Annotated in this window: 22 protein-coding genes; 9 read left to right on the top strand and 13 right to left on the bottom strand. The window is 73.1% G+C overall.

Annotated features, from left to right (window positions below):
• Positions 1-116 precede the first annotated feature (116 nt).
• From rpsI to OG310_RS13585, 3 genes are all read right to left on the bottom strand, one after another.
• Positions 117-641, bottom strand: coding sequence for a 30S ribosomal protein S9 (gene rpsI, locus OG310_RS13575; RefSeq protein ID WP_329456146.1), 525 nt, complete (start codon positions 639-641; stop codon positions 117-119).
• 42 nt (positions 642-683) lie between these two features.
• Complete coding sequence (gene rplM, locus OG310_RS13580; RefSeq protein ID WP_329456147.1) at positions 684-1,127, bottom strand: 50S ribosomal protein L13; 444 nt, start codon at positions 1,125-1,127, stop codon at positions 684-686.
• Positions 1,128-1,559: 432 nt separating this feature from the next.
• A complete protein-coding gene (locus tag OG310_RS13585) occupies positions 1,560-3,197 on the bottom strand; it encodes an ABC-F family ATP-binding cassette domain-containing protein (RefSeq protein ID WP_329456148.1) in 1,638 nt (545 codons plus the stop codon).
• 93 nt (positions 3,198-3,290) lie between these two features.
• On the opposite strand from OG310_RS13585, the gene OG310_RS13590 reads away from it, so the two are divergent.
• Positions 3,291-4,319 carry a hypothetical protein gene (locus OG310_RS13590; protein ID WP_329456149.1) on the top strand — a complete coding sequence of 343 codons (1,029 nt, stop codon included), beginning with the start codon at positions 3,291-3,293 and terminating at the stop codon, positions 4,317-4,319.
• Positions 4,320-4,464: 145 nt separating this feature from the next.
• Positions 4,465-4,791 carry a hypothetical protein gene (locus OG310_RS13595; protein ID WP_329456150.1) on the top strand — a complete coding sequence of 109 codons (327 nt, stop codon included), beginning with the start codon at positions 4,465-4,467 and terminating at the stop codon, positions 4,789-4,791.
• A gap of 88 nt (positions 4,792-4,879) precedes the next feature.
• Here the strand turns inward: OG310_RS13595 and OG310_RS13600 are convergent, their stop codons facing one another.
• Both OG310_RS13600 and OG310_RS13605 read right to left on the bottom strand, forming a co-directional pair.
• The gene (locus tag OG310_RS13600; RefSeq protein WP_329456151.1) at positions 4,880-5,722 is read right to left on the bottom strand and encodes an MIP/aquaporin family protein; all 843 of its coding nucleotides are present in this window, start codon (positions 5,720-5,722) and stop codon (positions 4,880-4,882) included.
• 925 nt (positions 5,723-6,647) lie between these two features.
• A complete protein-coding gene (locus OG310_RS13605) occupies positions 6,648-7,340 on the bottom strand; it encodes a GntR family transcriptional regulator (protein WP_329456152.1) in 693 nt (230 codons plus the stop codon).
• A gap of 147 nt (positions 7,341-7,487) precedes the next feature.
• On the opposite strand from OG310_RS13605, the gene OG310_RS13610 reads away from it, so the two are divergent.
• The 6 genes from OG310_RS13610 (at position 7,488) to OG310_RS13635 (ending at position 14,482) form a co-directional block, all read left to right on the top strand.
• A complete protein-coding gene (locus tag OG310_RS13610) occupies positions 7,488-8,849 on the top strand; it encodes a 4-oxalomesaconate tautomerase (RefSeq protein ID WP_329456153.1) in 1,362 nt (453 codons plus the stop codon).
• Positions 8,846-9,871 (top strand): amidohydrolase family protein, encoded by a 1,026-nt coding sequence (locus tag OG310_RS13615; protein ID WP_329456154.1) that lies wholly within the window; start codon positions 8,846-8,848, stop codon positions 9,869-9,871. Before OG310_RS13610 ends, OG310_RS13615 begins: the two co-directional genes overlap by 4 nt.
• A 20-nt stretch (positions 9,872-9,891) precedes the next feature.
• Positions 9,892-10,599 carry a 4-carboxy-4-hydroxy-2-oxoadipate aldolase/oxaloacetate decarboxylase gene (gene ligK / locus OG310_RS13620; protein WP_329456155.1) on the top strand — a complete coding sequence of 236 codons (708 nt, stop codon included), beginning with the start codon at positions 9,892-9,894 and terminating at the stop codon, positions 10,597-10,599.
• Positions 10,596-11,606 carry an amidohydrolase family protein gene (locus tag OG310_RS13625; protein WP_329456156.1) on the top strand — a complete coding sequence of 337 codons (1,011 nt, stop codon included), beginning with the start codon at positions 10,596-10,598 and terminating at the stop codon, positions 11,604-11,606. Before ligK ends, OG310_RS13625 begins: the two co-directional genes overlap by 4 nt.
• Positions 11,607-11,643: 37 nt before the next feature.
• Entirely contained in the window at positions 11,644-12,999 is a 1,356-nt protein-coding gene (locus tag OG310_RS13630; protein WP_329456157.1) for an MFS transporter, read from the top strand.
• Between the two features lie 127 nt (positions 13,000-13,126).
• Positions 13,127-14,482 carry a cytochrome P450 gene (locus OG310_RS13635; RefSeq protein WP_329456158.1) on the top strand — a complete coding sequence of 452 codons (1,356 nt, stop codon included), beginning with the start codon at positions 13,127-13,129 and terminating at the stop codon, positions 14,480-14,482.
• Between the two features lie 132 nt (positions 14,483-14,614).
• On the opposite strand, the gene OG310_RS13640 is transcribed toward OG310_RS13635, so the two are convergent.
• The 8 genes from OG310_RS13640 to OG310_RS13675 all read right to left on the bottom strand — a co-directional run bounded on the left by OG310_RS13640 (position 14,615) and on the right by OG310_RS13675 (position 23,837).
• A complete protein-coding gene (locus OG310_RS13640; RefSeq protein ID WP_329456159.1) occupies positions 14,615-15,646 on the bottom strand; it encodes an SDR family oxidoreductase in 1,032 nt (343 codons plus the stop codon).
• 6 nt (positions 15,647-15,652) lie between these two features.
• On the bottom strand, positions 15,653-16,924 hold the full coding sequence (locus OG310_RS13645; protein WP_329456160.1) for a beta-ketoacyl-[acyl-carrier-protein] synthase family protein: 1,272 nt from the start codon (positions 16,922-16,924) through the stop codon (positions 15,653-15,655).
• Positions 16,921-17,190, bottom strand: a complete 270-nt coding sequence (locus OG310_RS13650; RefSeq protein ID WP_329456161.1) for an acyl carrier protein — start codon at positions 17,188-17,190, stop codon at positions 16,921-16,923. The genes OG310_RS13645 and OG310_RS13650 overlap by 4 nt, the downstream gene beginning before the upstream one ends.
• A gap of 3 nt (positions 17,191-17,193) precedes the next feature.
• Positions 17,194-18,708, bottom strand: a complete 1,515-nt coding sequence (locus tag OG310_RS13655) for an aspartate aminotransferase family protein (protein WP_329456162.1) — start codon at positions 18,706-18,708, stop codon at positions 17,194-17,196.
• Positions 18,705-19,205, bottom strand: a complete 501-nt coding sequence (locus OG310_RS13660; RefSeq protein WP_329456163.1) for a type II toxin-antitoxin system RatA family toxin — start codon at positions 19,203-19,205, stop codon at positions 18,705-18,707. Before OG310_RS13660 ends, OG310_RS13655 begins: the two co-directional genes overlap by 4 nt.
• The gene (locus tag OG310_RS13665; protein ID WP_329456164.1) at positions 19,193-20,677 is read right to left on the bottom strand and encodes a GNAT family N-acetyltransferase; all 1,485 of its coding nucleotides are present in this window, start codon (positions 20,675-20,677) and stop codon (positions 19,193-19,195) included. The genes OG310_RS13660 and OG310_RS13665 overlap by 13 nt, the downstream gene beginning before the upstream one ends.
• Before the next feature lie 55 nt (positions 20,678-20,732).
• Positions 20,733-21,872 carry an acyl-CoA dehydrogenase family protein gene (locus OG310_RS13670; RefSeq protein WP_329456165.1) on the bottom strand — a complete coding sequence of 380 codons (1,140 nt, stop codon included), beginning with the start codon at positions 21,870-21,872 and terminating at the stop codon, positions 20,733-20,735.
• Positions 21,873-22,574: 702 nt separating this feature from the next.
• Positions 22,575-23,837 (bottom strand): cytochrome P450, encoded by a 1,263-nt coding sequence (locus tag OG310_RS13675; RefSeq protein ID WP_329456166.1) that lies wholly within the window; start codon positions 23,835-23,837, stop codon positions 22,575-22,577.
• 796 nt (positions 23,838-24,633) lie between these two features.
• Between OG310_RS13675 and OG310_RS13680 the strand changes: the two genes are divergently transcribed.
• The gene (locus tag OG310_RS13680; RefSeq protein ID WP_329456167.1) at positions 24,634-26,217 is read left to right on the top strand and encodes a GMC family oxidoreductase; all 1,584 of its coding nucleotides are present in this window, start codon (positions 24,634-24,636) and stop codon (positions 26,215-26,217) included.
• Positions 26,218-26,260: the final 43 nt, after the last annotated feature.

Genomic DNA, 26,260 nt, shown 5'->3' on the forward strand with positions numbered 1-26,260 from the left:
CCCGGCGGCACAGACTGCCACCGGGGCGAACGATGTACGTCGTACGGCGGGCGCACGGGAGGGCGCGCGCCCCGCGTGAGACGCGGAACAGGCCCTCCCGGCGACCGCCGGACGGTTTAGCGCTTGCTGTACTGCGGCGCCTTGCGGGCCTTCTTGAGACCGGCCTTCTTACGCTCGACGGCGCGGTCGTCGCGGCTCAGGAAGCCGGCCTTCTTCAGCGGGGCGCGGTTGTTGTCCACGTCCGCCTCGTTCAGCGAGCGGGCGACACCCAGACGCAGCGCACCGGCCTGGCCGGAGACACCGCCACCCGAGATGCGGGCGACGACGTCGTAGCGGTTGTCGAGTTCGAGCACCTTGAAGGGCTCGTTGACTTCCTGCTGGTGCACCTTGTTGGGGAAGTACTCCTCAAGGGTGCGACCGTTGATCTTCCACTTGCCGGAGCCGGGGATGATCCGGACACGGGCGATCGCGTTCTTGCGACGGCCCAGGCCGGCGGCGGGCTGCGGGTCGCCGAAGCGGGACGCCATCGACTCGGTGGTGTACTCGCCCTCGACGGGCACCTCCGACTCGAAGGTCGTCACCTCGGCGAAAGTCTCCTCTTCGCCTTCGACGGGGGTCTGCTCAGCAGTGGTCTCGGCCACGATTCTCCTCAGATTTCTTTACGTCTTAGGGGGTGGCCGGAACTACTGCGCGACCTGGGTGATCTCGTACGGGACGGGCTGCTGCGCCCCGTGCGGGTGGTGGTCACCCGCATAGACCTTCAGCTTGCTGAGCATCTGACGGCCCAGGGTGTTCTTGGGGATCATGCCCTTGACGGCCTTCTCGACGGCCTTCTCCGGGCTCTTGGCCATCAGCTCGTCGTAGCGGATGGAGCGCAGGCCGCCCGGGTAACCCGAGTGGCGGTACGCCATCTTCTGCGTGGCCTTGTTGCCGGAGAGGTGCACCTTGTCGGCGTTGATGATGATGACGAAGTCACCGGTGTCGAGGTGGGGCGCGTAGATGGGCTTGTGCTTTCCCCGGAGGAGGTTCGCGGCTGTGGTCGCCAGACGGCCCAGGACGATGTCCTGCGCGTCGATGATGTGCCACTGGCGCGTGACATCGCCGGGCTTGGGGCTGTACGTACGCACGGTCGTAGCCTTCGCTTCTTCGTGAATGGGTCCTGACTGGCCACCCGGCGATCACGACAGCCTGGAGAAAGCAGGTGACGCAACCCGCTCATGCTCCGCTGGTCATCGACCCGGTGGACCGGCGTAAGGGCCCCTCACGTGAGAATGAACAAGCCAATACGCACAACGAACCAGCAGGATACTCGGGCTCACCCGCACGGGTCAAAACGCGTCCGTGCCGACCCGGTCCCACCGGTACCCCCCGATCGTACGGCCCCGCGCGGCCGGTCTTTCCCCCGGCCGTGGAACGTACGCCGCCGGCCCGCGTCCCAGCGGTCACCGGACAGCTCCCGAAGGGCCGCCGCACACGTCCCCACCGGCCGATGGAGCACTCCCGCCGGGCCGGCGGGAGCGCTCGTCCGGTCCGACGGACCCGCCCCGCCGGGGCGGCGCTCAGCGGGCGCGGGCCACCCGCGCCTCGTCCCACACCGGCTCCGGGGTCTCCCGGAGGACGCCGTCCGCGCCGAAGACCAGGAAGCGGTCGAAGGAGCGGGCGAACCAGCGGTCGTGGGTGACCGCGACGACCGTCCCGTCGAACGCCTCCAGCCCCTCCTGCAGGGCCGATGCCGACTCCAGGTCCAGGTTGTCGGTCGGCTCGTCCAGGAGCAGCGTCGTCGCGCCGCCGAGTTCGAGCAGCAGGATCTGGAATCGGGCCTGCTGGCCGCCGGAGAGACGGTCGAAGGGCTGGTCACCGGCCACCGCCAGCTCGTAGCGCCGCAGGGCGGACATCGCCCGGCCCCGGTCCCGTGCGTGCTCCGACCAGAGGATGTCGACGAGCGTGCGCCCGAGGAGTTCGGGGTGCGCGTGCGTCTGCGCGAAGTGCCCGGGCACGACGCGCGCGCCGAGCCGCCACGCCCCGGTGTGGGCGACGTCCTCCCCGGCCAGCAGCCGCAGGAAGTGGGACTTGCCCGAGCCGTTGGAGCCGAGGACGGCGACCCGCTCGCCGTAGTAGAGCTCCAGCGAGAACGGCTTCATCAGCCCGGTGAGCTCCAGCTCCTCGCACATCACGACCCGCACGCCGGTGCGCCCGCCGCCGAGGCGCATGCGGATGTCCTGTTCACGGGGCGGCTCCGGCGGCGGCCCCGCGTCCTCGAACTTCTTGAACCGGGTCTGCATGGCCCGGTAGCGCGAGGCCATGTCGGGGCTGTTCTCGGCCTGCTGGCGCAGCCGCAGCACCAGCGCCCGCAGCCGCGCGTGCTCCTCGTCCCAGCGCCGCCGCAGTTCCTCGAAGCGCGCGAACCGCTCCCGCCGGGCCTCGTGGTACGTGCCGAAGCCGCCGCCGTGCACCCACACGTCCGACCCGGCGGGGCTGGGCTCGACGCTGACGATCTTCTCGGCGGCGCGCGCCAGCAGTTCCCGGTCGTGCGAGACGAACAGCACGGTCTTACGGGTCTCCCGCAGCCGCTCCTCCAGCCACCGCTTGCCGGGGACGTCGAGGTAGTTGTCCGGCTCGTCCAGCAGCAGCACCTCGTCCGGCCCGCGCAGCAGCGCCTCCAGCACGAGCCGCTTCTGCTCGCCGCCGCTCAGCGTGGTCACCTGCCGCCACTGCGCCTTCTCGTACGGCACCCCGAGCGCGGCGACGGTGCAGATGTCCCACAGCGTCTCGGCCTCGTACCCGTGCGCCTCCGCCCAGTCACTCAGGGCCTGGGCGTAGCGCATCTGGGCGCGCTCGTCGTCGACCGTCATGATCGCGTGCTCCGCCGCGTCGACGGCGCGGGCCGCCGCGCGGATCCGGGGCGCGGAGACGGACACCAGCAGGTCCCGTACGGTCCGCCCGTCGCTCCCGTCCGCGCCCGCGAGCGCCGAGCCGACGAACTGCGGCATGACGCCGAGGCCCCCGGTCACGGTGACCGTCCCGCCGTGCGGCTGGAGCTCGCCGGAGATCAGCCGCAGCAGAGTCGTCTTGCCGGCGCCGTTGGCCCCGACGAGGGCGACGACCGCCCCCTCGCCCACCCGGAACGAGGCGTCGCCGAGCAGCACCCGCCCGTCCGGCAGGTAGTACTCCAGGTGCGCGGCTTCGAGATGTCCCATGCTGCGCATTGTGCGGCACACCCGGCCCGGCGCCCCAACTGTTTACCGGGCTCCCGGGCCCAACTCCCGCGCCGGCGGCCGTAAACTCCGGGCATGAGTTTTGGGCAGGGGGGACCCCAGTGGGGTGGCGGCTCGGGGCCGCAGAACCAGAATCCGTACGGGTCCGGGAACGAGAACCCGTACGGTCCCGCGTACGGGCAGCAGCCGGCACAGGGGCAGCAGCAGCCGCAGGCACAGCCGCTGCCCCAGCAGCAGCCCTGGCAGCAGGGCCCGGGCGGGCCGGGGACGAGTGGGCCGGGTGGGTCGGACGGCACCCCCGACTGGTCCGCGCTGGCCGAGGCGTCCGAGGCGCGCGGCCGCCGCAAGCGCTGGTTCCTGATCGGCGGCATCGCGCTCGCCACCTGCGCGGTCGGTGCGATCGTCGCGACCGCCGTCGTCTCCGCGGGCAGCGGTGACAGCGCGAGCCGTGCGGACGGTCCGGGTCCGGGAAGGACCGGGGCGCTGCCCCCGCTGCCCGAGCCGTCCACCTCGCCGGAGCCGTCCTTCTCCTCGGTGGCGCCGAAGCCGCCGCCGAACCCGAAGGACTTCATCGACAGTGCCGCGAAGGACAGGGCGCCCCTCAGCGCGGCGACGCTGTTCCCGGGGAAGCGGCTGACGATAGGCGACCGGACGTACGTGAAGGGCGCCATCGCCTCCACCACGAGCTGTTCGGCGGCGACGCAGGGCGCGCTCGGTCCCTCGCTCGGCGCGCACGGCTGCACGCAGGTGATCCGAGCCACGTACACCAAGGACGGCGTGGCGGTCACGGTCGGCGTCGCCGTCTTCGACCAGGAGGCGCAGGCCCTCGCGGTGAAGAACCAGGGGCCGGGCGGCGGTGTCGCGTCGCTGGCCGGCGCGGGCGTGCCGACGTTCTGCCGCGTCACGGTGTGCCGCACGACGACCAACTCGTACGGCCGCTACGCGTACTTCACGGTCGGCGGCTTCGAGACGCGGCGGGCGGTGACGGCCAAGGACAAGCCGGTCTTCACCGCAGGCGACGACATCTCGAACTTCGCGTTCCGCCAGATCGCGGCGCGCGGTCAGAGCCAGGCGTCGGCCGCCGCGGCGGCGCAGGACCGGTGAGGTGACGGTCCGGGACCGGCCGGCCGGCCGCGCGGGTGCACGACGGGGCGCGCGGCCGTGGGCCGACCGCGCGGACCGGTGACGCGCCGGGGCCGTGCGGCGGTGTGCCGGGGCGGCGCGGCGGCGCAACGAGCAGGAGCGCGAGATGACGCGCATGCTCCACCTGAGCCTGCCGCCCGACAGCCCGCTCGCCCACGAGCACCCGGTCCCGGACGCCGTGGTCGCGACGATCGCCGAGGGCATGCGCACCGGTGAACTCTCGGCGTCGGTCAGCCCCGGAATCGCGGCGGAGATCGTGACGGGCACCTACTTCGACACCCTCAGCCGCCGGCTGATGACGGCGGAGGCAGGTGCTCCCGCCCCGTTCGACCTGGCCGGCCGGCTGGCTCAGAAGCTGGACGTGATCCTCGCGGGCCTGTCCTGCCGGGCCCCCGGGCCGGGCGCGGAACCGGCGGGGCGGAACGCCGGATGACGTCCGCCCCGCCGACTCCTTCCACGACGAACGGCCCGCTGACGCTCCCGGCCGGTGGGCGGGGAAGCGTCAGCGGGCCGTTCCCGCATCACACGTCGGGCTCGGGCACGCGGCCGGGCGGCTCGGGCTCGGCGCTGGGCAGCCACCGCTGGATCACGAACTTGTAGAAGCCGCCGCCGATGAGCCCGCCGATGAGCGGCCCGGCGATGGGCACCCAGAAGTACAGGTTGCCCCATTGGTCGCGCCAGGCGGTGTGGTACCCGGTGATGAAGCTGGCAAGACGGGGACCGAAGTCACGCGCGGGGTTGATGGCGTAGCCGGCGTTGGTGCCCCACGCCATGCCGATGGCCACCACGACCAGGCCGATGATGAAGGGCGCCATGTTCGCCTTCGGCGGCGTGTTCAGCGCGTCGGTGATGGCGAAGATGAGCAGGAGCAGCAGCGCCGTACCGATGACCTGGTCGCGGAAGGCACCCCACTCGTGGACCCCCGCCGCGGCGTTGCCGTTCCCGGGCAGCGTCGAGAAGACGAACTGCGTCGCGAAGGTGTGCTTCGGGTCGGCGCGGGCGAGGACTTCGGTGTAGTTCCACCGCACCAGGAGCGCCGCCGCGAAGGCACCCGCCGTCTGCGCCAGGAAGTACGGCGCGACCTTGGCCCAGGGGAAGCCCCTGAACGCGGCCAGGCTGAGGGTGACCGCCGGGTTGAGGTGGGCACCACTGAGGCGGGCGGCGACGTAGACGCCCAGGGTGACACCCAGGCCCCAGGCCCAGGAGATGCTGTCGTGGTCGCCGAGTCCGCCCTTCGGGCTGGTGAGAGCGCCACCCGCGACGACCTGGGCGACGACTCCGCAGCCGAAGAGAATCAGGACCATCGTGCCCACGAATTCCGCGGCCGTTTCTCTGAACAGTTGCGATCTGCCGGATTTCTTCATGTCAATCTGCGTCTCCTCGGAAGTGGGGCGCAGGCGGATGGATTCAGCCGGCCCGTGGCTTGGCCCATCGTGAAACGGCACCGCCCGACCGGCACGCCGAGGACGGCTCCGGTCCCCTTGAGGGAGTAGTCGGTTGCTCCAAACGGTGGTGGCGGCCCCCTCGCGCGCCCCACGGGTAATCCGCGAGGGCTCCCCCGCCCGGGAGCCTGCCGCGCACCGGGTGCGGCGGCACGGGAGTCCTCCGCCACGTACGGGTGCGGACGAGCAGGGCCGGGCGGGGAACGGGCGTGGGGCGTCCGTGGCGGAGCCCCGCCACGGACGGGCGCGAACGCACGCGGAGCGACCTCGCCGCGGACGGGCGCGCCGACGGGGGCGGCACCACGGTCACGGACGGGTGCGACGGGCGCGGGACGGCGCCCCTGGCCCGGGCGGGTGCCATGGACGCAACCCCCGTCACGAACGGGCGGCACCGGCCCGGGGACCCCCGCCGCCGTAACGCACGCCGTAACGCACGGGCACAGCACGCACGGCAGCCCCCGCTGTGTCACGAACGGGCACAGCACGCGCGGGGCCCCTGTCACGAATGTCACCACACAGGCGTACCGGCTGCGGGGCGTCCCGCCGGACGGCCACGGTGTCGTCGGCGGTGACCGCCACCCGGGTCCCGCTCGCCGGCACGACGACATGCCGGAACCACTCCCGCACCGCACCTCGTCGCCACCGCGGGCGCGCCGGACGCCAGGCAGCGCCGCCGTAAAGGTGCGGCAGCCCCGCCTCGGCGGCTGGAGGGCGTCGGCGTCGGCCGCGACGCCGGAGTCGCATCTCGTCGCTCCGTGTCGCTCCGCGCGAGGCGTGACGATCCCCGAAGGACCGGCCGGACGCAACGCGGCCTGCGCGCCCCGGGTGAGCGTGCGTCAGAGGTGCGTCACTCGCGCGTCTTCAGCGGTCCGGCGCCCTGGGGTTGCGCGCCGGGTGTGGCCAGCAACTCCTCGATGACGCTGTCCAGATGGGCCCGGGCTGCCGCTTCGGCGGCCGGACCGTCGCCCGCCACGACCGCCTCGATGATCGCGAGGTGCTGGGGCAGCGACTTGGTGGGCCGCCCGGGGCGCAGGGCCAGCCGGAACTGGTAGCGGACCATCTGTCCCTTGAGCCGGTCCAGCAGCCCGCCGGCCACCTTCTGGCCGCTCATGTCGGCGATGGTCGCGTGCAGTTGCCGGTTGAGGGCGGAGTACGTGTTGAGGTCGCCGCCGGTGACGGCCTCCCGCATCCTCGTGCCGATCTCGCGCAGGCTCTCACGCTGCTCGGCGGGGGCGTGCTGGGCGGCGCGGCGGGCGCACAGGCCCTCCAGGGCCGCGCGGCACTCGGTGATCTGGATGGCCTCCTCGACGGAGACGACCCGCACGCGCGCTCCCCGGCGCGGCACGAGCTCCACGAGCCCTTCCGCCGCGAGGTCCTGCAACGCCTCCCGGACGCAGTTGCGGGTCGCGTGGAGGGTCTCGGAGAGCTCCTGCTCGACGAGGCGCTGCCCCGGGACCAGGTCTCCCGCCGAGAGCGCCTGGCGGATCGCCGTACTCACCAAGCGGCGTCCCTCCTGACCGGTCACCCGGTTGTCCGCCACGCGTCTCCCCCTCGGTCCTTCGGTCTCTCTCGTCACGTCCCTGCGGAGTCTATCCATTTCCCGGCTGGGGTGACTCTTTCGTCAAACTTATTGTCAACAATCTCGTTGATGGTTATGTTGACGCTCAGCACCAGCGAGGGGAGAGCAATGACGCAGCCCACGACGGTCCGGCCGCAACGGCCCGGGGACACCCCCGGCCCGGGCCAGGACCGACCGGACCCGGCCGACGGACGGCCGCCGGGAGGACAGACCGCGGTCCCCTGCTGGTTCCTACGCGGCGGCACCTCGCGCGGCCCGTTCTTCCGCGCCGGCGACCTGCCCGCCGCGACCGGCGACCGGGACGCCGTCCTCCTGTCCGTGATGGGCTCCCCCGATCCGCGCCAGATCGACGGCATCGGCGGGGCGCACCCGCTGACCAGCAAGGCCGGGATCGTGGACCGCAGCGAGCGGGACGGCGTCGACCTGGAGTTCCTGTTCTGCCAGCTCCAGCCGGACAACGACACCGTGGACACCACGCCGAACTGCGGGAACATGCTCGCGGCCGTCGTCCCGTTCGCCGTCGAGTCGGGCCTGCTGGTCCCCCGCGGCGACACCACCACGGCGCGTGTCCTGACGCTGAACACCGGGCTGACCGCGGACATCACCGTGTCCACCCCGCTCGGCGGGGACGGCCGCCGCCACGTCGCGTACGGGGGCGACGCCCGCATCGACGGCGTCCCCGGCACGGCCGCCCCCGTCACGATCAACTTCCTCGACACGGCCGGATCCGTGTGCGCGTCCCTGCTGCCCACGGGCCACGTGCGGGACCGGGTCGAGGTCGCGGGGGTCGGGCAGGTCGACGTCACCTGCATCGACAACGGCCAGCCCCTGGTGATCGTCGAGGCCGCCGCCCTGGGCCGCACCGGCTACGAGTCCGCGGCCGCACTCAACACCGACGACGAGCTCAAGGCCCGCGTCGAGGACCTGCGTCTGACCTGCGGGGAGCTGATGGGCCTCGGCGACGTGAGCGCGAAGAACTATCCGAAGATGACGCTCGTCGCGCCCGCCGCCCACGGCGGCACGATCTCCACCCGCAGCTTCATCCCCCGGGTGTGCCACGAGTCCATCGGCGTCCTGGCCGCCGTCACCGCGGCCACGGCGTGCGTGCTGGAGGGCACCGTCGCCCACCAGGTCGTGACGGCGGCCTCCCCCGGCACGGCCGGCCGGGGCGCCACCCCGGCCGCCGATCACACGGACGCCGCGAGCGGCACCCCGGCCGCCGCCGCGGCCGTCGACCTCACCGTCTCCGTCGAGCACCCCTCCGGCGAGTTCAGCGTCCAGCTCGGCCTGGACCCGGCCGACCGCACCCGCGTGACCAAGTCGGCGCTGCTGCGCACCGCACGCCTGATCATGGCCGGCGCCGCCATGGTCCCGGACCGCCTCGCGGGCCCCCTCCCCCACGGCCCCGGGCGTACGGACACCCCACTGCCCCCCACCGGCACCGCGTCACCCGAGAAGGAACAGCGATGATCATCGACTGCCACGGCCACTACACCACCGCCCCGCCCGCGCTCGGCGCGTGGCGCGAGCGGCAGATCGCGGGGCTGAGTGACCCCTCGGCCGTGCCCGACGTCGCCGACCTGCGCATCAGCGACGACGAGCTGCGGGAGAGCATCGAGTCGAACCAGCTGCGCATGATGGACGAGCGCGGCATCGACGTCACGATCTTCTCGCCGCGCGCCTCCTTCATGGCGCACCACATCGGCGACTTCGCGACCTCCTCCCGCTGGGCGGCGATCTGCAACGAGCTCTGCCACCGCGTCGCCGCGCTCTACCCGGAGCGCTTCGTACCGGCCGCGATGCTGCCGCAGTCGCCGGGCGTGGACCCGGCCACCTGCGTGCCGGAGCTCGTACGGACCGTCGAGGAGTACGGGGCCGTCGCGGTGAACCTGAACCCCGACCCGTCGGGCGGCCACTGGACCGCGCCGCCGCTGACCGACCGCTCCTGGTACCCGCTCTACGAGAAGCTCGTGGAGTACGACATACCGGCGATGGTGCACGTCAGCACCAGCGTCAACCCCGCCTTCCACACCACGGGCGCGCACTACCTGAACGCCGACACCACGGTGTTCATGCAGCTCATCCAGGGTGACCTGTTCACCGACTTCCCGTCGCTGCGGCTGGTCGTCCCGCACGGCGGCGGCGCCGTCCCCTACCACTGGGGCCGGTTCCGGGGCCTCGCGATGGCGCTGAAGAAGCCGCCCCTGGAGGAGCACGTCCTCGGCAACGTCTTCTTCGACACCTGCGTGTACCACCAGCCGGGCATCGACCTCCTCCTCGACGTCGTGCCCCGCCGGAACGTCCTGTTCGCCTCGGAGATGATCGGCGCCGTCCGCGACATCGACCCGTGCTCGGGCCACCACTTCGACGACACACGCCGCTACGTGGAGGCCGCGGGACTGACCTCCGCCGAGGTCGCCGACATCCAGGAGCACAACATCCGCGCCGTCTACCCGCGTCTCGACGCCCTGCTGCAGCAGCAGGGGCGTTGACGCCAAGGGAGCACATCACCATGTACGAACTGGGAGTCGTCCACCAGGACATTTCCCGCGCGTCGAGCGCCGACGTCGCCGCGCTGGCCCCGCTGGGCGTCAGCACCGTCCACGAGGCGATGGGCCGCACCGGCCTGATGCGCCCCTACATCCGGCCCGTCTACCGCGGCGCCGCGTTCTGCGGAACCGCCGTGACCGTGCTGCTCCAGCCCGGCGACAACTGGATGCTGCACGTCGCCGTCGAGCAGCTGCAGCCGGGCGACGTCCTCGTCGCGGCCTGCACCACGGAGAACGAGGACGGCTTCTTCGGCGAGCTGCTGGCGACCTCGGCGCGCGCTCGTGGCGCCGGCGGCCTGGTCATCGACGGCGGCTGCCGGGACGTCGCGGCCCTGGAGGAGATGGACTTCCCCGTCTTCAGCCGCGCCGTGCACGCGAAGGGCACCGTGAAGGCGACCCTCGGGTCCGTCAACATCCCCGTGGTCTGCGCGGGCGCCCTCGTCCACCCCGGTGACGTCGTCGTCGCCGACGCGGACGGTGTGGCCGTCGTGCCGGCGGGCCGCGCGGCCGAGGTCGCGGAGGCCGGCCACCGGCGCGAGGCGAACGAGGAGGGCAAGCGGCGCCGGTTCGCGACGGGTGAGCTGGGCCTCGACATGTACGGGATGCGCGAGCCGCTGAAGGCCGCCGGGCTCCGGTACGTGGGCGGACCGACGCGGGGGGCGGGCGCATGAGCACACCCTCCGGGCGGCAGACGCCCGCGACGCCGTCCCGCGCGGGCGGCCCGTCCCGCCCCCCGGGCCTCTCCCGCCCGTCCGGCCCCTCCGGTCCCTTCACCAAGAGCCCGGGATGGCTCGACTGGTACGCGGACCCGTCGGCGCCCTCCTTCGTCCTGCCGGCGGGGACCGTCGACTCGCACTGCCACGTCTTCGGGCCCGGCGCCGCGTTCCCGTACGCCCCGGAGCGCAAGTACACGCCGTGCGACGCGGGCAAGGACCAGCTGTTCTCGCTCCGTGACCACCTCGGCATCAGCCGCAACGTCATCGTTCAGGCCACCTGTCACGGCGCCGACAACAGCGCCATGGTCGACGCCGTCCGCGCGTCCGACGGCCGGGCCCGCGGCATCGCCACGGTCCGTCCCGACATCACCGACGCGGAGCTCGCCGAGCTCGACGCGGCGGGCGTGCGCGGGGTGCGGTTCAACTTCCTCAAGCGCCTGGTCAACGCGGCGCCGAAGGAGGATCTCGCGGTCATCGCCGCGCGGATCGCGCCCCTCGGATGGCACATCGTCATCTACTTCGAGAGCGCGGACCTCGAAGAACTGGAAGGCTTCTTCGCGTCGCTGCCCACCCCGCTCGTGGTCGACCACATGGGCCGGCCCGACGTGACGCAGCCCCTGGACGGCCCCGAATTCACGCGCTTCCTGCGTTTCGTCGACCGCAACGACGTATGGGTCAAGGTGACCTGTCCCGAACGGCTCACCGCCGGCGGGCGCCCGGCGCTCGCCGGTGAGACCGAGGCATATTCCGACGTCGTCCCCTTCGGGCGGCGGGTCGTCGAGGAATTCCCGGATGCCGTGCTGTGGGGCACCGACTGGCCCCATCCCAATCTCACCAGCCACATGCCCGACGACGGGCTGCTGGTCGACTACGTGCCACGGGTGGCCGTAACCTCCGCACTGCGGCAGAAACTGCTCGTGGACAATCCGATGCGGCTCTACTGGCCCGGCGAAGGTGTCTGAGCCCCTTCCTACAACCGTCTTCGAAAAGGGCCCGCCCATGCTGAACTCCAATGCGAAGAACCGGCTCGACCGGCTACCGATCTCCAGATTCCACAAGATAACCCTGGTGGCCGTCTCCTTCGCCTACTTCTTCGAATTCGCGGACATCAACAGCTTCGCGGTCACCGCCCCCCGGCTGATCAAGCTCTGGGGCATCACCGTGAGCCAGGTGGCGTACGTCACGTCACTGTCGTTCGTCGGCATGTTCTTCGGGTCCATCGTCGCCGCCTGGCTGGCGGACCGCTGGGGCCGCAAGAAAGCACTCAACATCACCACGGTGTGTTTCAGCGTCTTCTCGCTGGCGTCGGTGTTCTCCTGGGACCTCGTCTCGCTCGGCGTGTTCCGGATCCTGACCTCGGCGGGGCTGTCGGCGATGACCGTCGTGGCGGTCATCTACGTCGCCGAGATGTTCCCCTCCGCCAAGCGCGGCAAGTTCCAGGCGTACGCCATCGTCATCGGCATCTGCGGCACGCCCGTCACGAATTTCATCGCGAGTGCCGTCGTGCCGCTCAACGACTGGTCGTGGCGCCTGGTCTACCTGTGGGGCGCCCTCGGCATCGTCTACATGTTCTTCGCGCGGCACCTGAAGGAATCACCGCGGTGGTACGAGAACAAGGGCGACCACGCCACGGCCGACGCCGTGCTGATGGAAATCGAGCAGCAGGTCTCCGCCGAGACGGGAGTGCTTCCCGAGGTGGCGCCTCCCGTCGAGGAGCCCGTACGGGAAAAGGCGCCGCTGCGGATCCTGCTCCAGAAGAAATACCTCTGGCCGACGCTGCTGCTCGTCGTCCTGTGGGTCACCCAGACCATCGGATTCTTCGGCTATTCCAGCTGGGCGCCCACCCTGCTGGCCCAGCATGGATTCAGCGTCCAGAAGTCCGTCTTCTATGTGGCTCTCAGCACGGCCGGGGCTCCCTTGGGCTCCTATCTCGCGGCGCTGGTGACCGACCGGTTCGAACGCAAGTGGTGCCTGGTCGGATTCGGCGCGGTCATCGCGGTGTGCGGCCTGTTCTACGGGCTGACGTTCAACCCGGTCCTGATCGTCGTCTTCGGCTTCCTCGTCAACCTCTTCGAGCGCGGCTACACGGCGCTGGGTTACGCGTACTCGCCGGAACTCTTCGACACGCACGCCCGCTCGCTCGGCACCGGGGTCTCCTACGGGCTCGGACGGCTCTCCAACGCGGCCGGCCCGCTGATCATCGCGGGTCTGTACAACGGCTCCGGTTACAAGAGCGTCTTCTTCTTCATCGCGGGCACCTGGATGTTCGGCTCGCTCGTCCTCGCCGTCTTCGGTCCGAGAACGAAACAGGTCCCCGCCGCGCTCGCGGGGGTCAAGGAACCGGTCCGCGCCTGAGCCGGGACGTCCGCGTCACAGGGGAGGCGGCGCGGACGGGCCCGGGGCCCGGACGGGCCCGGCACGGGAGCCGGGCCCGTCCGGGCTCCGGCGCGTAACCCGCGTACGGCGGGCTCGTTGCCCCGGTGTGCCCGAGACCTCCTTCCGTCCCGTGCCAGGCCCACGAGGGTTGCCGCTGCTGGGAAACCTGCCGGCCTTCGGGCGGGACCCCCTGGCGTTCCTGGAGTGTCTGCGCGACGACTTCGGTGACGTGGTGACCTGGTCGCTCGGTCCGCGGCGGAGCCTGTTCCTCTCCCATCCCGAGCACATCGGGGAACTCCTCGGGGCGGACGAACACCGCTTCGGCACGCTCGACGTCAGCTGGGCCTTCCGACAGCTCGTCGGCGACAGTGTCCTGCGCAGCCAGGGTGCCGACTGGCGGCGCAAACGCTCGCTGGTGCAGCCCGCCGTCCGGCCCCGCCAGGTACGCGGATACGCCACGATCATGGTCGACAGCGCCACCGCGCTCGCCGACCGCTGGCAGGACGGGGACCGGATCGACGTTCTGCGCGAGATGAGCCTGCTGACGCAGCGGGTCGTCGTCCGCAGCCTCTTCGGCAATGAGACCGGTAGCCGGGCACGGACGCTCAGCACCGCGATGTCGGCCGCCGGACGAGAGATCCACGCCGAGCTGCGGGGATGCGGTCTCCTCGTGCCGTCATTCGTCCGCACTCCGGCACGGCGGCGCATGCTCGCCGCCGTGGCGACGATCGACGCCGAGATCGACCGGCTCGTCCAGGCACGGGTCCGGCGGACGCCGGGGCCGGCCGGCGACCACGACGATCTGCTGGACAGACTGCTCGCCGCCCGCGACGACCGGGGTAGAGCGCTCACCCCCCGGGAAGTCAGGGACGAGGCGGTGACCCTGTGGGGCGCCGGTCACGAGACCACGGCCACGGCACTGGCCTGGTCCTGGTACCTCCTGGCCACATCCGAGGACGCCCGGGCCAGGCTCGCCGCGGAGCTCGGAGGCCTCCTCGCCGGACGGCCGCCGACCATCGCCGACTACGAACGGCTGACCTGGACCGGTCAGATCGTCAAGGAGTCGCTGCGCCTGTATCCCCCCGCGTGGGTCACTCCGCCGCGGGTCGCGCACGCGGGCGCCACGCTCGGCGGAAGGCCGGTCCGCCCCGGGACGGCGGTCTGGTGCAGCCCGTGGGCCACCCACCGTGACCCGCGATGGTTCCCCGATCCTTCGGTCTTCCGCCCCGAACGCTGGGACCCGGATGAGACGGCCGCCCTTCCCCCGTACGCCTGGTTCCCGTTCGGGGGCGGGCCTCGCGGCTGCCTCGGCGCACGGTTCGCCCTCGTGCAGCTCACGCTCGTCCTCGCGACGCTGGCCCAGCGTTTCCACGTGGACGTGGACCCGGGCGGGACCGCTCCGAGGGCGGGGCTGCAACTCCAGCCCTCCGGCCCCCTGCACGCCACGCTTCGCGCCCACTGAGAAGCGGTGGCTGCCCGCGACCGTACGCCGACTGGCCGACTGGTGGATCCGGGGCGCGCGGGCCGTGCGGGCCCCGTGCGGCCCGGTGTCCGTGGGGCCGCACGGGAGCGTCCGGCTGTCACCGGGCCGGGTTCACCGCGTCAGCAGGGTCCACGGGTCGGGCGAGGCCAGGGCCAGGCGGGGTCTGCGGGCCGCCCAGTGGCGTACCGCCGTCTCCAGGACGGCGCCCGGGTCCTCGACCGGGTGAGTGGGTTCGAAGGGCGAGGTCATGCTCGTGTAGCTCTGGAACATCGCCAGCAGTCGCACGGCCTGCTGCTGGAACGGCGACAGGTACGCGTCCGCCAGCGGCAGGAAGAACCGGTTCCACGCCTCCGTCGGCACGAACGGCGGCTGGTCGATCGGGGCCACCCCGTTCGCCTCCCTGATCTCGTTCAGGGTCCGGCACGCGATCCCGATCAGCGACGCGAGGCGCAGGCTGTCAGCGCCGCCCGCGATCACCCCCACCACCGGTTCGTCCGGCGGGGGCCCGAGCGCCGCGCGGGCCACGACGTCCGCGACCTCGTCCACCGGGCTGATCTCCGCGTACCCCTCGGGATCACCCACGATGACCGCCGCCGTCCCCGACACCAGCGCCTGGAGGATGGTGTAAGGACCCGAGAAGCGGGAGATCTCCCCGCTGTCGCGGCGGCCCATGATCAGTGGCGGCCTGACGATCGTCAGCGGGCCCGCGTGCTCGTCGCGCGCCACGCGTTCACAGACGGCCTTCGACCACTCGTAGCCGTTGCGGTACCCCTCGAACTCGGCGCCCCGCAGGTCCTGCGCTGAACGCTCGCCGCCGACGTACGCCGTCGAGACGTGCACGACGTGCGTGTCGCGGTCCGCGAGGCGCAGCACCGAGCGCAGGGGTGCGATGTTCGCCGCCTCGGCCTCCTGCCGGCTCAGCGTCCACCGCGTCGAGGCCGCGCAGTGCACGATCACGTCCCAGTGGCCCCCGAGCGGGGCGGGCGGCGGCTCCGCGCCGATCGTCCAGCGGGTCACCGCCGAGTCGCGGGCCCGCCGCGCCACCGCCGTGACCGCGGCCCGTGCGCCGTCCGGCTCCGCCCGCAGCCTGCCGACCACTTCCGTACCCACGACGCCTGTCGCGCCCGTGACCAGCGTCCGCACGCCGCCTCACCCGTTTCCCGCGGCCAGGGCGCCGGGCCCCGGTACCAGCACCACACACGCGTTCTGCCCGCCGAACCCGAACGAGTTCGACAGCACGGGCCGCCCCGGCGTGATCCGCCGCGACTGACCGATCACCACATCCACCAGGCCCGCCTCGGGGGAGCCCAGCGTGTTCGCCACCGCCGGGACGACCCCGCGGCCCGCGCACAGCAGCGCCAGGGCCGCCTCCAGCGCGCCCGAGCCGCCGATGAGGTGCCCGGTGACCCCCTTGACCGCCGTCAGCGGCGGCGGCCCGCCGGCGAAGCAGCGGTCCACGGCCCGCGCCTCCGCCCGGTCGTTGAGCACCGTGGACGTGCCGTGCGCGTTGATGTGCCCGATGTCCCCGGTCCCGAGTTCCGCGTCCTCGATCGCCAGCCGCATGCACTCCGCCGCCATGGCGCCGTCCTCGTGCGGGGCCACGATGTGGAAGCCGTCGCAGTTCGTCGCGTAGCCGGCGACCTCGCCGTAGATCCGCGCGCCGCGCGCCACCGCCGCGTCCCACCGCTCCAGCACCAGCGCCGCCCCGCCCTCGCCCATGACGAATCCGTCCCGGTCGGTGTCGAACGGCCTGCTGGCCCGGTGCGGTTCGTCCTGCCGGACGGACAGCGCCCGCATCTTCGCGAAGCCGCCCATGATGACCGGGGTGACGGGCGTGTCCACACCGCCCACGACCGCCGCGTCGAGCTCCCCGTAGCGGATGCGGCGCGCGGCCTCGCCGATCGCCGTCGTGCCGCTCGCGCAGGCCGTCGCGTACGTCGTGCAGGCGCCCCGGAACCCGAACCGCATGGCCACCCGGCACGCGGCCGCGTTCGCCATCGTCCTGGGCACGGTGTGCACGGGCATCCCCATCGGTTCCGCGCCGTGGTCGAAGGTGTTGCCCTCCATCGCGGCCAGTCCCCCGACGCCCGTGCCCACCTGCACGCCCACCCGCTCCGGTGGCAACGCGGCCAGGGCCGGCGCACCCGCGTCGGTGACGGCGTCGACGGCCGCGCACAGCAGCAGCTCCGCCGCCCGGTCGATCTGCCGCCGCTCGCGCCGTGTCACGTACGGCTCCACGTCGAACTCCGGTACCAGGCAAGCGATCCGGACCCGCAGCTCCACATCGTCCAGGTGCTTGGCGAGGGTTGCCGTGGAGCGTGCCGCCAGGACCGTGCCGTACGCCTCCTCCACGCCGACGCCCGCCGGGCACTTGATCCCGAGCCCGGTGACGGCGACCCGCGCACGGCCCCCGGTGCTCATGCGGTCGCGGCCAGACGCTGGACGAGCAGGTCGATGGCGTGCCCCACCGTCCGCGCGGAGGTCAGGTCCGACACCGGGATCTTCATGGCGAGGGTCTTCTCCAGCCGCGCCCCGACCTCCATCAGTTCCAGGCTGTCGATGCCGTAGTCGTCGAGCAGGTCGGTCGCGTCGTCGATGTCCTCGGGCTCGACGCCGAGCACGCCGGAGATCGCCGTGCGGACGAGGTGCGCCAGGTCCTCACGGCCGTGGATGTCCGTGGTGGTCATCAGTCACTTCCTGTCGTTCGATGCCGATGCGGATACCGGGTCGGGCAGCGGGTCGGACACCGGTGCCGACGGCGACACGGATTCCGACGCGCGGGCGGGCGCGGAGGCCCGCCGGGTGGCGGGCGTCGCGACCGGGGCCGGGGCCCGTGCCGGGGCCGGGGCCGGGGCCGTTTCCGGCGCGGTGCGTGCGGCGACGGTGATCGCCGCGTCGAGGATCTCCGCCGCCTCCGCGATGTCCGCCTCCGTGCTCACCAGCGGCGGCAGCAGCCGTACGGTCGTGGGGCGGCCCAGACAGGGCGACACCAGCAGCCCCGCGCCCGCGAGTTCGACCACCACCGACCCGGCCGCCCGCGCGCTCGTGAAGTCGATCCCGCGCAGCAGACCCCGGCCGCGCACCGCACCGACCACCCCGGGGTGCCGGGCCGCGAGCCGCGTCAGGGCGCCGTCGAGCGCGTCGGCCAGTACCACGCCCCACGCGGCGAGCTCCTCGATCGCGGTCAGGGCCGGATCCAGTGCGGCGCAGCTCATCGGGTGGCCGCCGAACGTCGCCGAGTGCAGGAACGGGTCCTTCGCCAGCGGCTCGTACATCTCCTCGGTGCACACCACGGCCGACAGCGGTACGACACCGCCGCCCAGCGGCTTGCCGGCCAGCACGGCGTCCACGGGCAGCCCGGCGGCGAGCGCGACCGACGGCTCCCCGCACCGCCGCAGCCCGCACTGGATTTCGTCGGCGACGGCGAACGCGCCGTGCGCGTGCGCGTCCGCGCACCAGCGCCGTAGGACGTCGGGCGGCAGGACGGCGGCGCCGTTCTCCCCCTGCACCGGCTCGAAGACGACCGCCGCCACGCCCGGGCCGCGCGCTGTCTCGCGCCGTACGGCGTCGGCGTCCTCCGCCGCGACATGGACGACGTCCGTCTCGGTACCGAGCAGGCCGGTCCGGTAGAGCGGGCTGTGGGTGAGGCCCAGCGCGCCGAGCGACTTGCCGTGGAAGGCGCCGCGCACCGCGAGGACGCGGCTCCTGCCGGTCGCGAGGCGCGCGAGTTTCACCGCGACTTCGACGGCGTCGGCGCCGTTCAGCCCGAAGTACACCTTGGACAGGGCCTGTCGACCCGAGCCGGCGTCGGTATCCGCGTCCGCGAAGTAGCCGGCGAGCCGCGCCGCCGCCCGCGCCGCGACCGGGTTGGCGAGGCTGCGTGTCGAGGTCGGCATCGAGTCGAGCTGGGCGCGGACCGCGGCGAGCACGGCCGGGTGGCGATGGCCGAGAAGGGTCACCGCGTACGAGCCGAAGTCCAGTGCGGTGCGCCCGTCCGACAGCGTCACCCGGCAGCCGTCGGCCGACGCCTCGGTCGCGCCCCGGCCCGCGAACGAACCGGTCAGCGCCAGCTTCGGCGAGAGATGCCGGCGGATCAGGTCGAACGGGTCGGCGCCCGAGGAGTCCCCGTGCCGGGGAGCGGCGGTGGTACGGGCGGGGCCCGCGGGCCGGGAAGGCCGCGCGGCCCGCGCGGACGAGGCGGTCATGGCGCGGCCACCTCCGCCCCGGCCCCCGTGCCCGCACCGCCGGGTCCTGCCGCGCCCTCCCCGAGAAGGCGGCGCTCCAGCGCGGTGAGCATCTGTGCCGCGTTCTCCCGCAGCGCGTCGGCGGCGACGGGGTTGAGCATGTCCGCGAGCAGCGGGATGCCGATGTCGAAGTCCACGTGCAGCGAGACCGTGCTGTGGCCGCCCTCGGCGGGCCGTACGCCCCAGTGGCCGACGAACTCGCCGAGGTCGCCGCTGACCTGCCGGAAGTCGAAGCGCCGGGCGCCGTGGTCGATCACCTCGTCCTCCGTCCAGCGCAGGAGGGACCCCTTGAGGCGCACCGACCAGGCGGTGGTGCGGTGCGCGGCGTCGGCCTGCGCGGTGAGCGTCACGTCCTCCACGTTGTCCATGCAGGCGGGGTAGCGCTCGACGTCCACCACAGCGGCCCACGCGTCCTCGGGGGGCACGGCGATGGGCAGGTCCACCTCTACTCGGGGCATGCGACGTTCCTGTCTTCCCGGCCGGGCCGGGATGCTCGTGGGTCTCGTGAGGCCCGGGATGCCGGGGAGGACCGTGGGGCCGGGGGGGACCACGGCGCGGCGAAAGCCCCGGGGGCGGCCCGGGCGGTGGTCCGGGCAGCCGACGGCGTCCCCGTCACCTCGTGCGCGCCGCGCAGGGCGTCCGCCCGTGCTCGGGCCAGCGCGGGCGGCAGGAGCCGGCGGAGCAACCCCCGTCGCAGCGGCCCCAGATGGGTGAGGGCGTACGTCTGCTCGACCAGCGTGCAGCCGAGTTCCAACTTGGGTACGTACGCGGTCTGCGCGAACCGGATGTGCCGGCAGCCCCGTTCGAGGGCCAGCCGGATCGCCGCGTAGTGCGCCGCGTGGTACAGCCGGGCGTCGTGGGCGAGTTCGTAGTCGAGTCCGATGCGCGCTCCGACGGCGCCGTCCCCGGCGAACAGGCAGAGCAGGAACGCCACCAACCGGTCGTCCTGGAAACAGGCGACGACCCTGCTGTCCTGGGCGCCACCCGTTCCCCGGCCGTCCGTGGGGACTTCCGGGCCACCGGCGGGCGGGGCCAGGGACGCCAGGAAGTCCGCGTCGAGCACGTCGAGCGTCTGGTCGGCGCGCGCCATCACCTGCCCGTACAGGGCGAGCATCGCCGGCACGAGCGGCGCCCAGTCGGCGACGACCCGCGTCCGAAGGCCCGGCATGGCGGCGATCTTGCGCAGCTTGCTGCGGGCGTTGCGCCGCGGCTTGGCGGGCAGCGCCGCCACATACGCGTCGAACGACGCGTGGCCGAGGCTGAGTTCGGTGTCGGGCAGACTCGGCACGGTGAAGAATCCGGCCTCCCCCAGCGCCTCCCACAGCGTCGGGAGCGCATCAGGCCCGAAGTCCTTGAAGACGACCGTGCCGAAACGCTCCCGGCGGGCGAAGTCCTTGACCGCGCCGACGAGCAGCCGCGCCTCGTCGCGGGTCGGTGACCCGTCGAAAAGGAGGTGCCCCTGGCCGAGGAGGTTCCCGCAGAACAGCATCGGAACGCGCAGCGCCCGGGGTGCCCACCGCCGCACGGGCGCCAGCGCGCGGCGCTCGCGCGGCCCCACGACGTCGTCCAGGCGCAGCCCCCGGAACAGGGACAACGGCAGAACGGCGACGGCGTGTTCACCGCGCCACAGCAGGACGTAGGCGTAACCCTCCGGCCCGATGCGCCCCTTCTCCATCGCCGCGAACACCTCGCGTGCCCACATCGGGTCGTCCGGTGGTGCGAGCCGCTGCCACAGTCCTTCCGGCAGGGCGTCGACACCGCGCACGACCTCGACGCGGACGCCGCCGGGGCCGTGATCGAGCCCGGCACCGGTACCCGCACCCGCACCCGCACCCGGCATCGGGCCAGCACCCGAGGCCGGGTCCCCGCCGTCCCCGCCGTCCCCGTCCCTGTTCGTCCTCGCGTTCGTCTTCGCGTTCTCGTCCCGCACGCCGTCGCCTCCTCCCTCACCAGCCCTTGCGAACCCCGTCCGTACCGGTCCCGCCTCAGCCGATCCGCAGCGGCGCACCGTCCAGGAAGTCCCGCAGCGGGCCGCCCATGCGGGAACGCGACGGCGGGTGGAAGGTCAGGCCGGTCGCGGCCGACGCCAGATAGCCGGCCTCCGGACTGCCGACGAACGCCATCCCGCCCAGCGCCGCCAGGCACGCGGTCGTCGTACGGGCGATGGCGTCCTGTGCCGCGTACCGCGCGCACAACGCCTTGACCAGCAGGGCGTCCGTCCACTCCGCCGGATCCAGGGCCTCCATGGCGTGCGCCACCGCCTCCACCGACAGCGCCGCCGCCTCGATGTCGGTGAGGAAGGGCGTCGGGTCGGCGAGAGCGCCGGGCTTGCGCAGCACCCGCTCCACGAGCGCGCTCGCCACACCCACGTACCCGGCGGTGAGGAGGGTCTCGAACCACAGGAACCCCGCGAGGTTCAGCGCGTCGGGCACCGCGTCGGCCGTGACCTCCGTCATCACCACCATCTGCGGGTCCAGTTCGACGTCCGTGAGGACGACCTGGTCGCTCTCGGCCCCGGCCAGCACCGGGGTCGCCCAGAACGGCCGCACCTCCAGCCCCGGCGAGCCGGCCGGCACGACCGCGATCGCCAGCCGCCCGACACCGTCCTCGTCGGTCATCACCACCGACGCGGTCAGCAGGTCCATCGAACGGGACAGGCTGCACGGCATCTTGCTGCCGTTGAGGATGATCCGGCCGTCGTCCCGACGGCGGGCCGTGATGTGCGGCTTCAGGATGTTCTGACCGGTGTTGCCCTCGGCGAAGCCGGACGCCAGCAGCATGCGCTCCTTGGCGATCGCCTCCAGGAGCAGGCCCTCCATGCCGTCGCCGTACGTCGCGCTCTGCACGAGCCCCGCGACGGAGAAGTGGTGCATGGTCGTGGCCACCGCGAGCGAGGGACACCGCGAGCCGACCGCGCGCTGCACCCGCACGGCCTGCAGCGCGGTGGCCCCGATGCCCGCGTTGGCCTTCGGCACCAGCAGGCCGGGGCCGCCGGCCGCGCGGAACGCCGCGATCGCGGGGCTGGGGGCGCTCTCCAACGCGTCGAGCGGGTACGCCGTCAGGGCGGCGTCGAGGCCGGGCAGCAGTGTCTCGACGGTGGAGCGTTCGATGTCCAGGAAGGTCACGGTCAACGCCTCTCGGAACGTGGGACGGAGGAACAGCGGAGGGGGCATCTGCGGGTCGGACGTCCGCTCGGATGCCGACCCGTCTTCGATGGGACGTCGAGCGGTCTTCGATGGACGTCGAGCGGCCGGGGTCGTCGGACCCTCGTCCTGAGGGTCCTCGTGAGGGTCCTCGGGACGGTCCGTCGTGAGTGGTCGTGAGTCGTCGTGAGGTCGGGCACGGCCGGGCGGGCCCCGGAGGGGGGTGTGGAGCCGTGATCCGCAGTGCGATCCGGGATGACGGCGGTCCGCGTCCCGGCTCTCAGCAGCCCTGGCCCGGCGGCCTCGGCTCGGAAGGCGCCGGCTCGGCGGCCCCGGCCGGTGGCGCCGGCTCAGGACTGACGACCGGGGCCCGGGCGCGAAAGCGTCCTGAGCGCGAGGGCCGAAGGATCAGCGGGTCGGCAGGTGGGCGGGTGGACAGGTCGGGGGGTGCGCGGGTCGGCGAATCCGCGGGTCGGCGGGTGGACAGGTCGGGGGTACGCGGTCGGCGAATCCGCGGGTCGGCGGGTCGGCGGGCCGGCGGGCGGGCAGGTCGGGGGTACGCGGTCGGCGATCCGCGGGTCGGCGGGCGGGCAGGTCGGGGGGCGGGGGCGGGTGTCGGTGGGCCGGCCGCCCCGTCCGGTGGGGGCGCCCTCCCGGTCGGGTCCGGCGCCGCCGGGCCCCCGGTCAGCCCGCGGCGGTCGTCGCCAGGGGCAGGTTCGCGAACGCGCGCAGGCTGATCGAGTCGCGCCGTACGGCCGGTCCCGCGAGCCGCAGGCCCGGCAGCCGTCTCGCCAACTGCCCCACCACCTCGGCGGCTTCCATGCGGGCGAGCGCGGCGCCGATGCAGAAGTGCGGGCCCGAGCCGAAACTGAGGACCTTGATGTCCTCCCGCTCGACCCGGAACGTGTCGGGATCCGGGTGGCGCAGGGGATCGCGGTTGCCCGCCGCGAGGACGGTGGTGACATTGGCGCCCGCGGGGACGGTCGTACCCCCGATGTCGAAGGGCCGCAGCGCGATCCGCTCGGTCATCCGCACCGGGGCGTCCCAGCGCAGCACCTCCTCCACCGCGCCGAGCGCCAACTCCGGCTTTTTACGCACCAGTTCCCACTGGTCCTCGTGGGTGAGCAGGGCGTGGACGGCGAGCCCGAGGAGACTCGCGGTGGTCTCGAACCCGGCCACCAGCACCAGGATGAGCGTGTCGACGAGTTCGCTCTCGCCGAGCCGGCCGTCGTCGGTGTCGCGCACGGCGAGCAGGCTTGATGTGAGATCGTCGGCCGGTTCGCACCTGCGCCGGGCGAGCAGGTCGGTGAAGTAGGCGCGCAATGCGACGACGGCACGGTCCGCGCGCCGCCAGTCGTCCTCGGTGCGTACGGGTTCGAGCAGCCGGCCCGCGTCCTGGCCGAGCCGCTGGAAGAGGTCCTGGTCGGCACGCGGTACACCGATCAGCCGGCTCGCGACCGCGATGGGCAGCGGGTAGGCCACCAGCGCCTGGAAGTCGCCGCCGCCGCGCGCCGCGTCCTGCGCATCGTCCGCCGGGAGCGTCGCGCCCGCCGCGGCCTCGAACCCGTCCAGCAGTTCCGAGCTGAGCTCGCTCACGACGGGGCGCAGTGCGGCGACCCGGCGCGCACTGAAACCGCCGCCGACGAGGCGCCTCAGCCGCGCGTGGTCCGCGCCGTTGCTGCGGAGCATGGACGCGTAGAAGAACTCCGCGCCCGGATGGTCGCGCCAATCCGGGATCTCCCCGGCGCACCACGCGAGATCCGGGACGGCGAACGCGGAACTGGTCAGTACCGTCTGGCAGTCGGCGTACCGCGTGAGGAAGTAGGTGTCGAAGGCGGCGTTGTAGTGGACGGGTTCCCTGCGCCGGAGCTCCGCCAGCGCCGGGTGCGGGTCCTCCCTGCCCTCGGGGGTGAACACGGATAACAGCAGCGACTCTGGATCATTCACCAGACCCCCTCCTGCCTTTCTCTCGCGCCCTGAACGGGCCACGTCCCGTCGCGCGGCATGCGCTCCATAGCAAGATCGATGCTAGCCATGCATCCATGTCCGTTCTTGCCGCTCCATGGCGTTTGACAGGATTTGCGGCGAAGGTCCTGCCTGGACGGATCACGGCTCGCACGGGAGTACGGGGGCGCACACGTCGCCGCCTCCCCGACTCCCCGCTCACCTGCGAGAACTCCCGTGCGCGGGCGTACGCGCGTGTCCTGAAGGAAGCCGGGCGGAGGCCGCGCCCACCCGCCGAAGGCCGCCAGGAAGCGCCTGATCCACCGGCGCGACGGCTCCGCACCACCCCGCCCCCCGCCGCCCAGGAGAGCCGGAACCGGCCACGCCTCCGAGCCACACAGGGCGCGCGGGGCCGCCGCACGCGCCCCCGAAGCGGGCACGTCCGCATCCGCATCCGTATCCGGCGAGCGGGCGCGTCCGGCGGGCAGCCCCCTCGGACGGAGCACCTGCCCCCGCGGGCCGGCGTGTCCCGCCGCCCCGCGGGGGTCAGGCACCGCCGGGCGTCGCCGCCGGCCGGCCGGCGGCGACAGCACCCCGGATCCACGCCGTGCCCCCGCGTGACCGCGCCTCCGGCAACGCGGGAACGCGGGAACGCCGCCCACACGCTCACGCACCCCATGGGCCCGCGCCCGAAAAATCCCCGTAGAGAATGGAACGGTCGATGTGTGCGCGCACCGCTTATGGGCACCCCGTACGTCACCCGCCATCCGCCACGGACCCGTCGGGAGGTCGAGCAGCGGTGCCCGAGCGTGACACATACGAATACATCGTCGTCGGGGGCGGTACGGCGGGCTGCGTTCTCGCAGCCAGGCTGTCGGAGGACTCCGGCAGCCGCGTCCTGCTCCTGGAGGCCGGCTCCGGTGAGCCGGAGTCAGCACCCCCACCCCGCTGGCCGACGCTCCTCGACACCCCCGCCGACTGGGCGGACACCACCGTGCCGCAGGGGGTGGCCGGGCTGGAGGTGCCCTGGCCGCGCGGACGCGGGCTGGGCGGGTCCTCCGCGATCGACGCGATGAACTTCCTGCGCGGCCACCGCTCCAGCTATGACGCCTGGACCGCCGAGGGCGCCAAGGAATGGGGCTACGACGACCTCCTGCCGTATTTCAAGCGCAGCGAGAACGTCTCCGGCGTCCGCCGCCGCGACCCGGCGATCCGGGGCACGGCGGGTCCGCTGCGGGTGGCCCCGGCCCCGCGCCGCGACCGCCATCCGGTGGCGCAGGCGTTCCTCGCCGCGGCGGTGCAGGCCGGACACCCCCGGGTACGGGACCTGACGGCCGGGCTGGAGACCGGGTTCGGCTGGGGCGACCTCAGCATCGTGCACGGCGCCCGGCAGGACGCGGCCGACGCGTACCTGCGGCCCGTGCTGGACGAGCGGACGAACCTCCAGGTCGAGACCGGCTCCTTCGTGCGGCGCCTGCTGCTGGACGAGGCGGGTACGACACCGCGCTGCTCCGGTGTCGAGTACGCGGCGCCCGCCGAGGGCCCGGAGGCCGCAGGGCCGCGCACAGCGCGCTGCTCCCCCGGCGGCGAGGTCGTGCTCGCGGCGGGCGCCGTCGGCTCGCCGCAGCTGCTGATGCTCTCCGGCCTCGGCCCCCGCGACCACCTCGACGAGATGGGCGTCACCCCGCATGTGGACCTGCCGGGTGTCGGCTGCAACCTCCAGGACCATGCCGTCTCGGGCGTCGTCTACCGCTCGGCCCGGCCCGTACCGCCGTCGCACACCAACCACGGCGAGGTCCAGGGCGTGCTGCGCGGCGACCCGCGCGACCCGGACTGCGCGGGTCCCGACCTCCAGCTGCGGCTCGTGGACATCCCGCTGCGCGCGGAAGGCCTGCCCGGCCCCGCTCCCGGCGACGGCTACACGATCATGGTGGCGCTGATGTCACCGGCCAGCCGGGGCACCGTACGGCTCGCCGGCACGGACCCGGCGACACCGCCGCTGATCGATCCGCGCTACTACGGCGACCACCACGACCTCGACCTCATGGTCACCGGCCTGCGCGCGGCACGCGCCATCGGGGAGGCGCCCGCGCTCGCCCTGTGGCGGGGCGAGGAGGAACTGCCCGGGCCCCGCAGCGAGGACGACGAGGCACTGCGCGTGTACCTGTGCCACAACCTGCGCAGCTACGGCCATTACGCGGGGACGTGCGCGATCGGCACCGACACGGACGCGGGCGCGGTCGTCGACACGGAGCTGCGGGTGCGGGGTGTGGACGGCCTGCGCGTGGCGGACGCGTCGGTGATGCCGACGATCGTGTCGGCCGACACCGATGCGACGGTCTACGCCCTCGCGGAACGCGCGGCGGACCTCCTGCGCGACTGACCGCGCGACTGACCGGACGAACAGGCCGCGGGCCCCTTTGGTA

Source organism: Streptomyces sp. NBC_01497 (genome assembly GCF_036250695.1).
Lineage (GTDB): Bacteria > Actinomycetota > Actinomycetes > Streptomycetales > Streptomycetaceae > Streptomyces.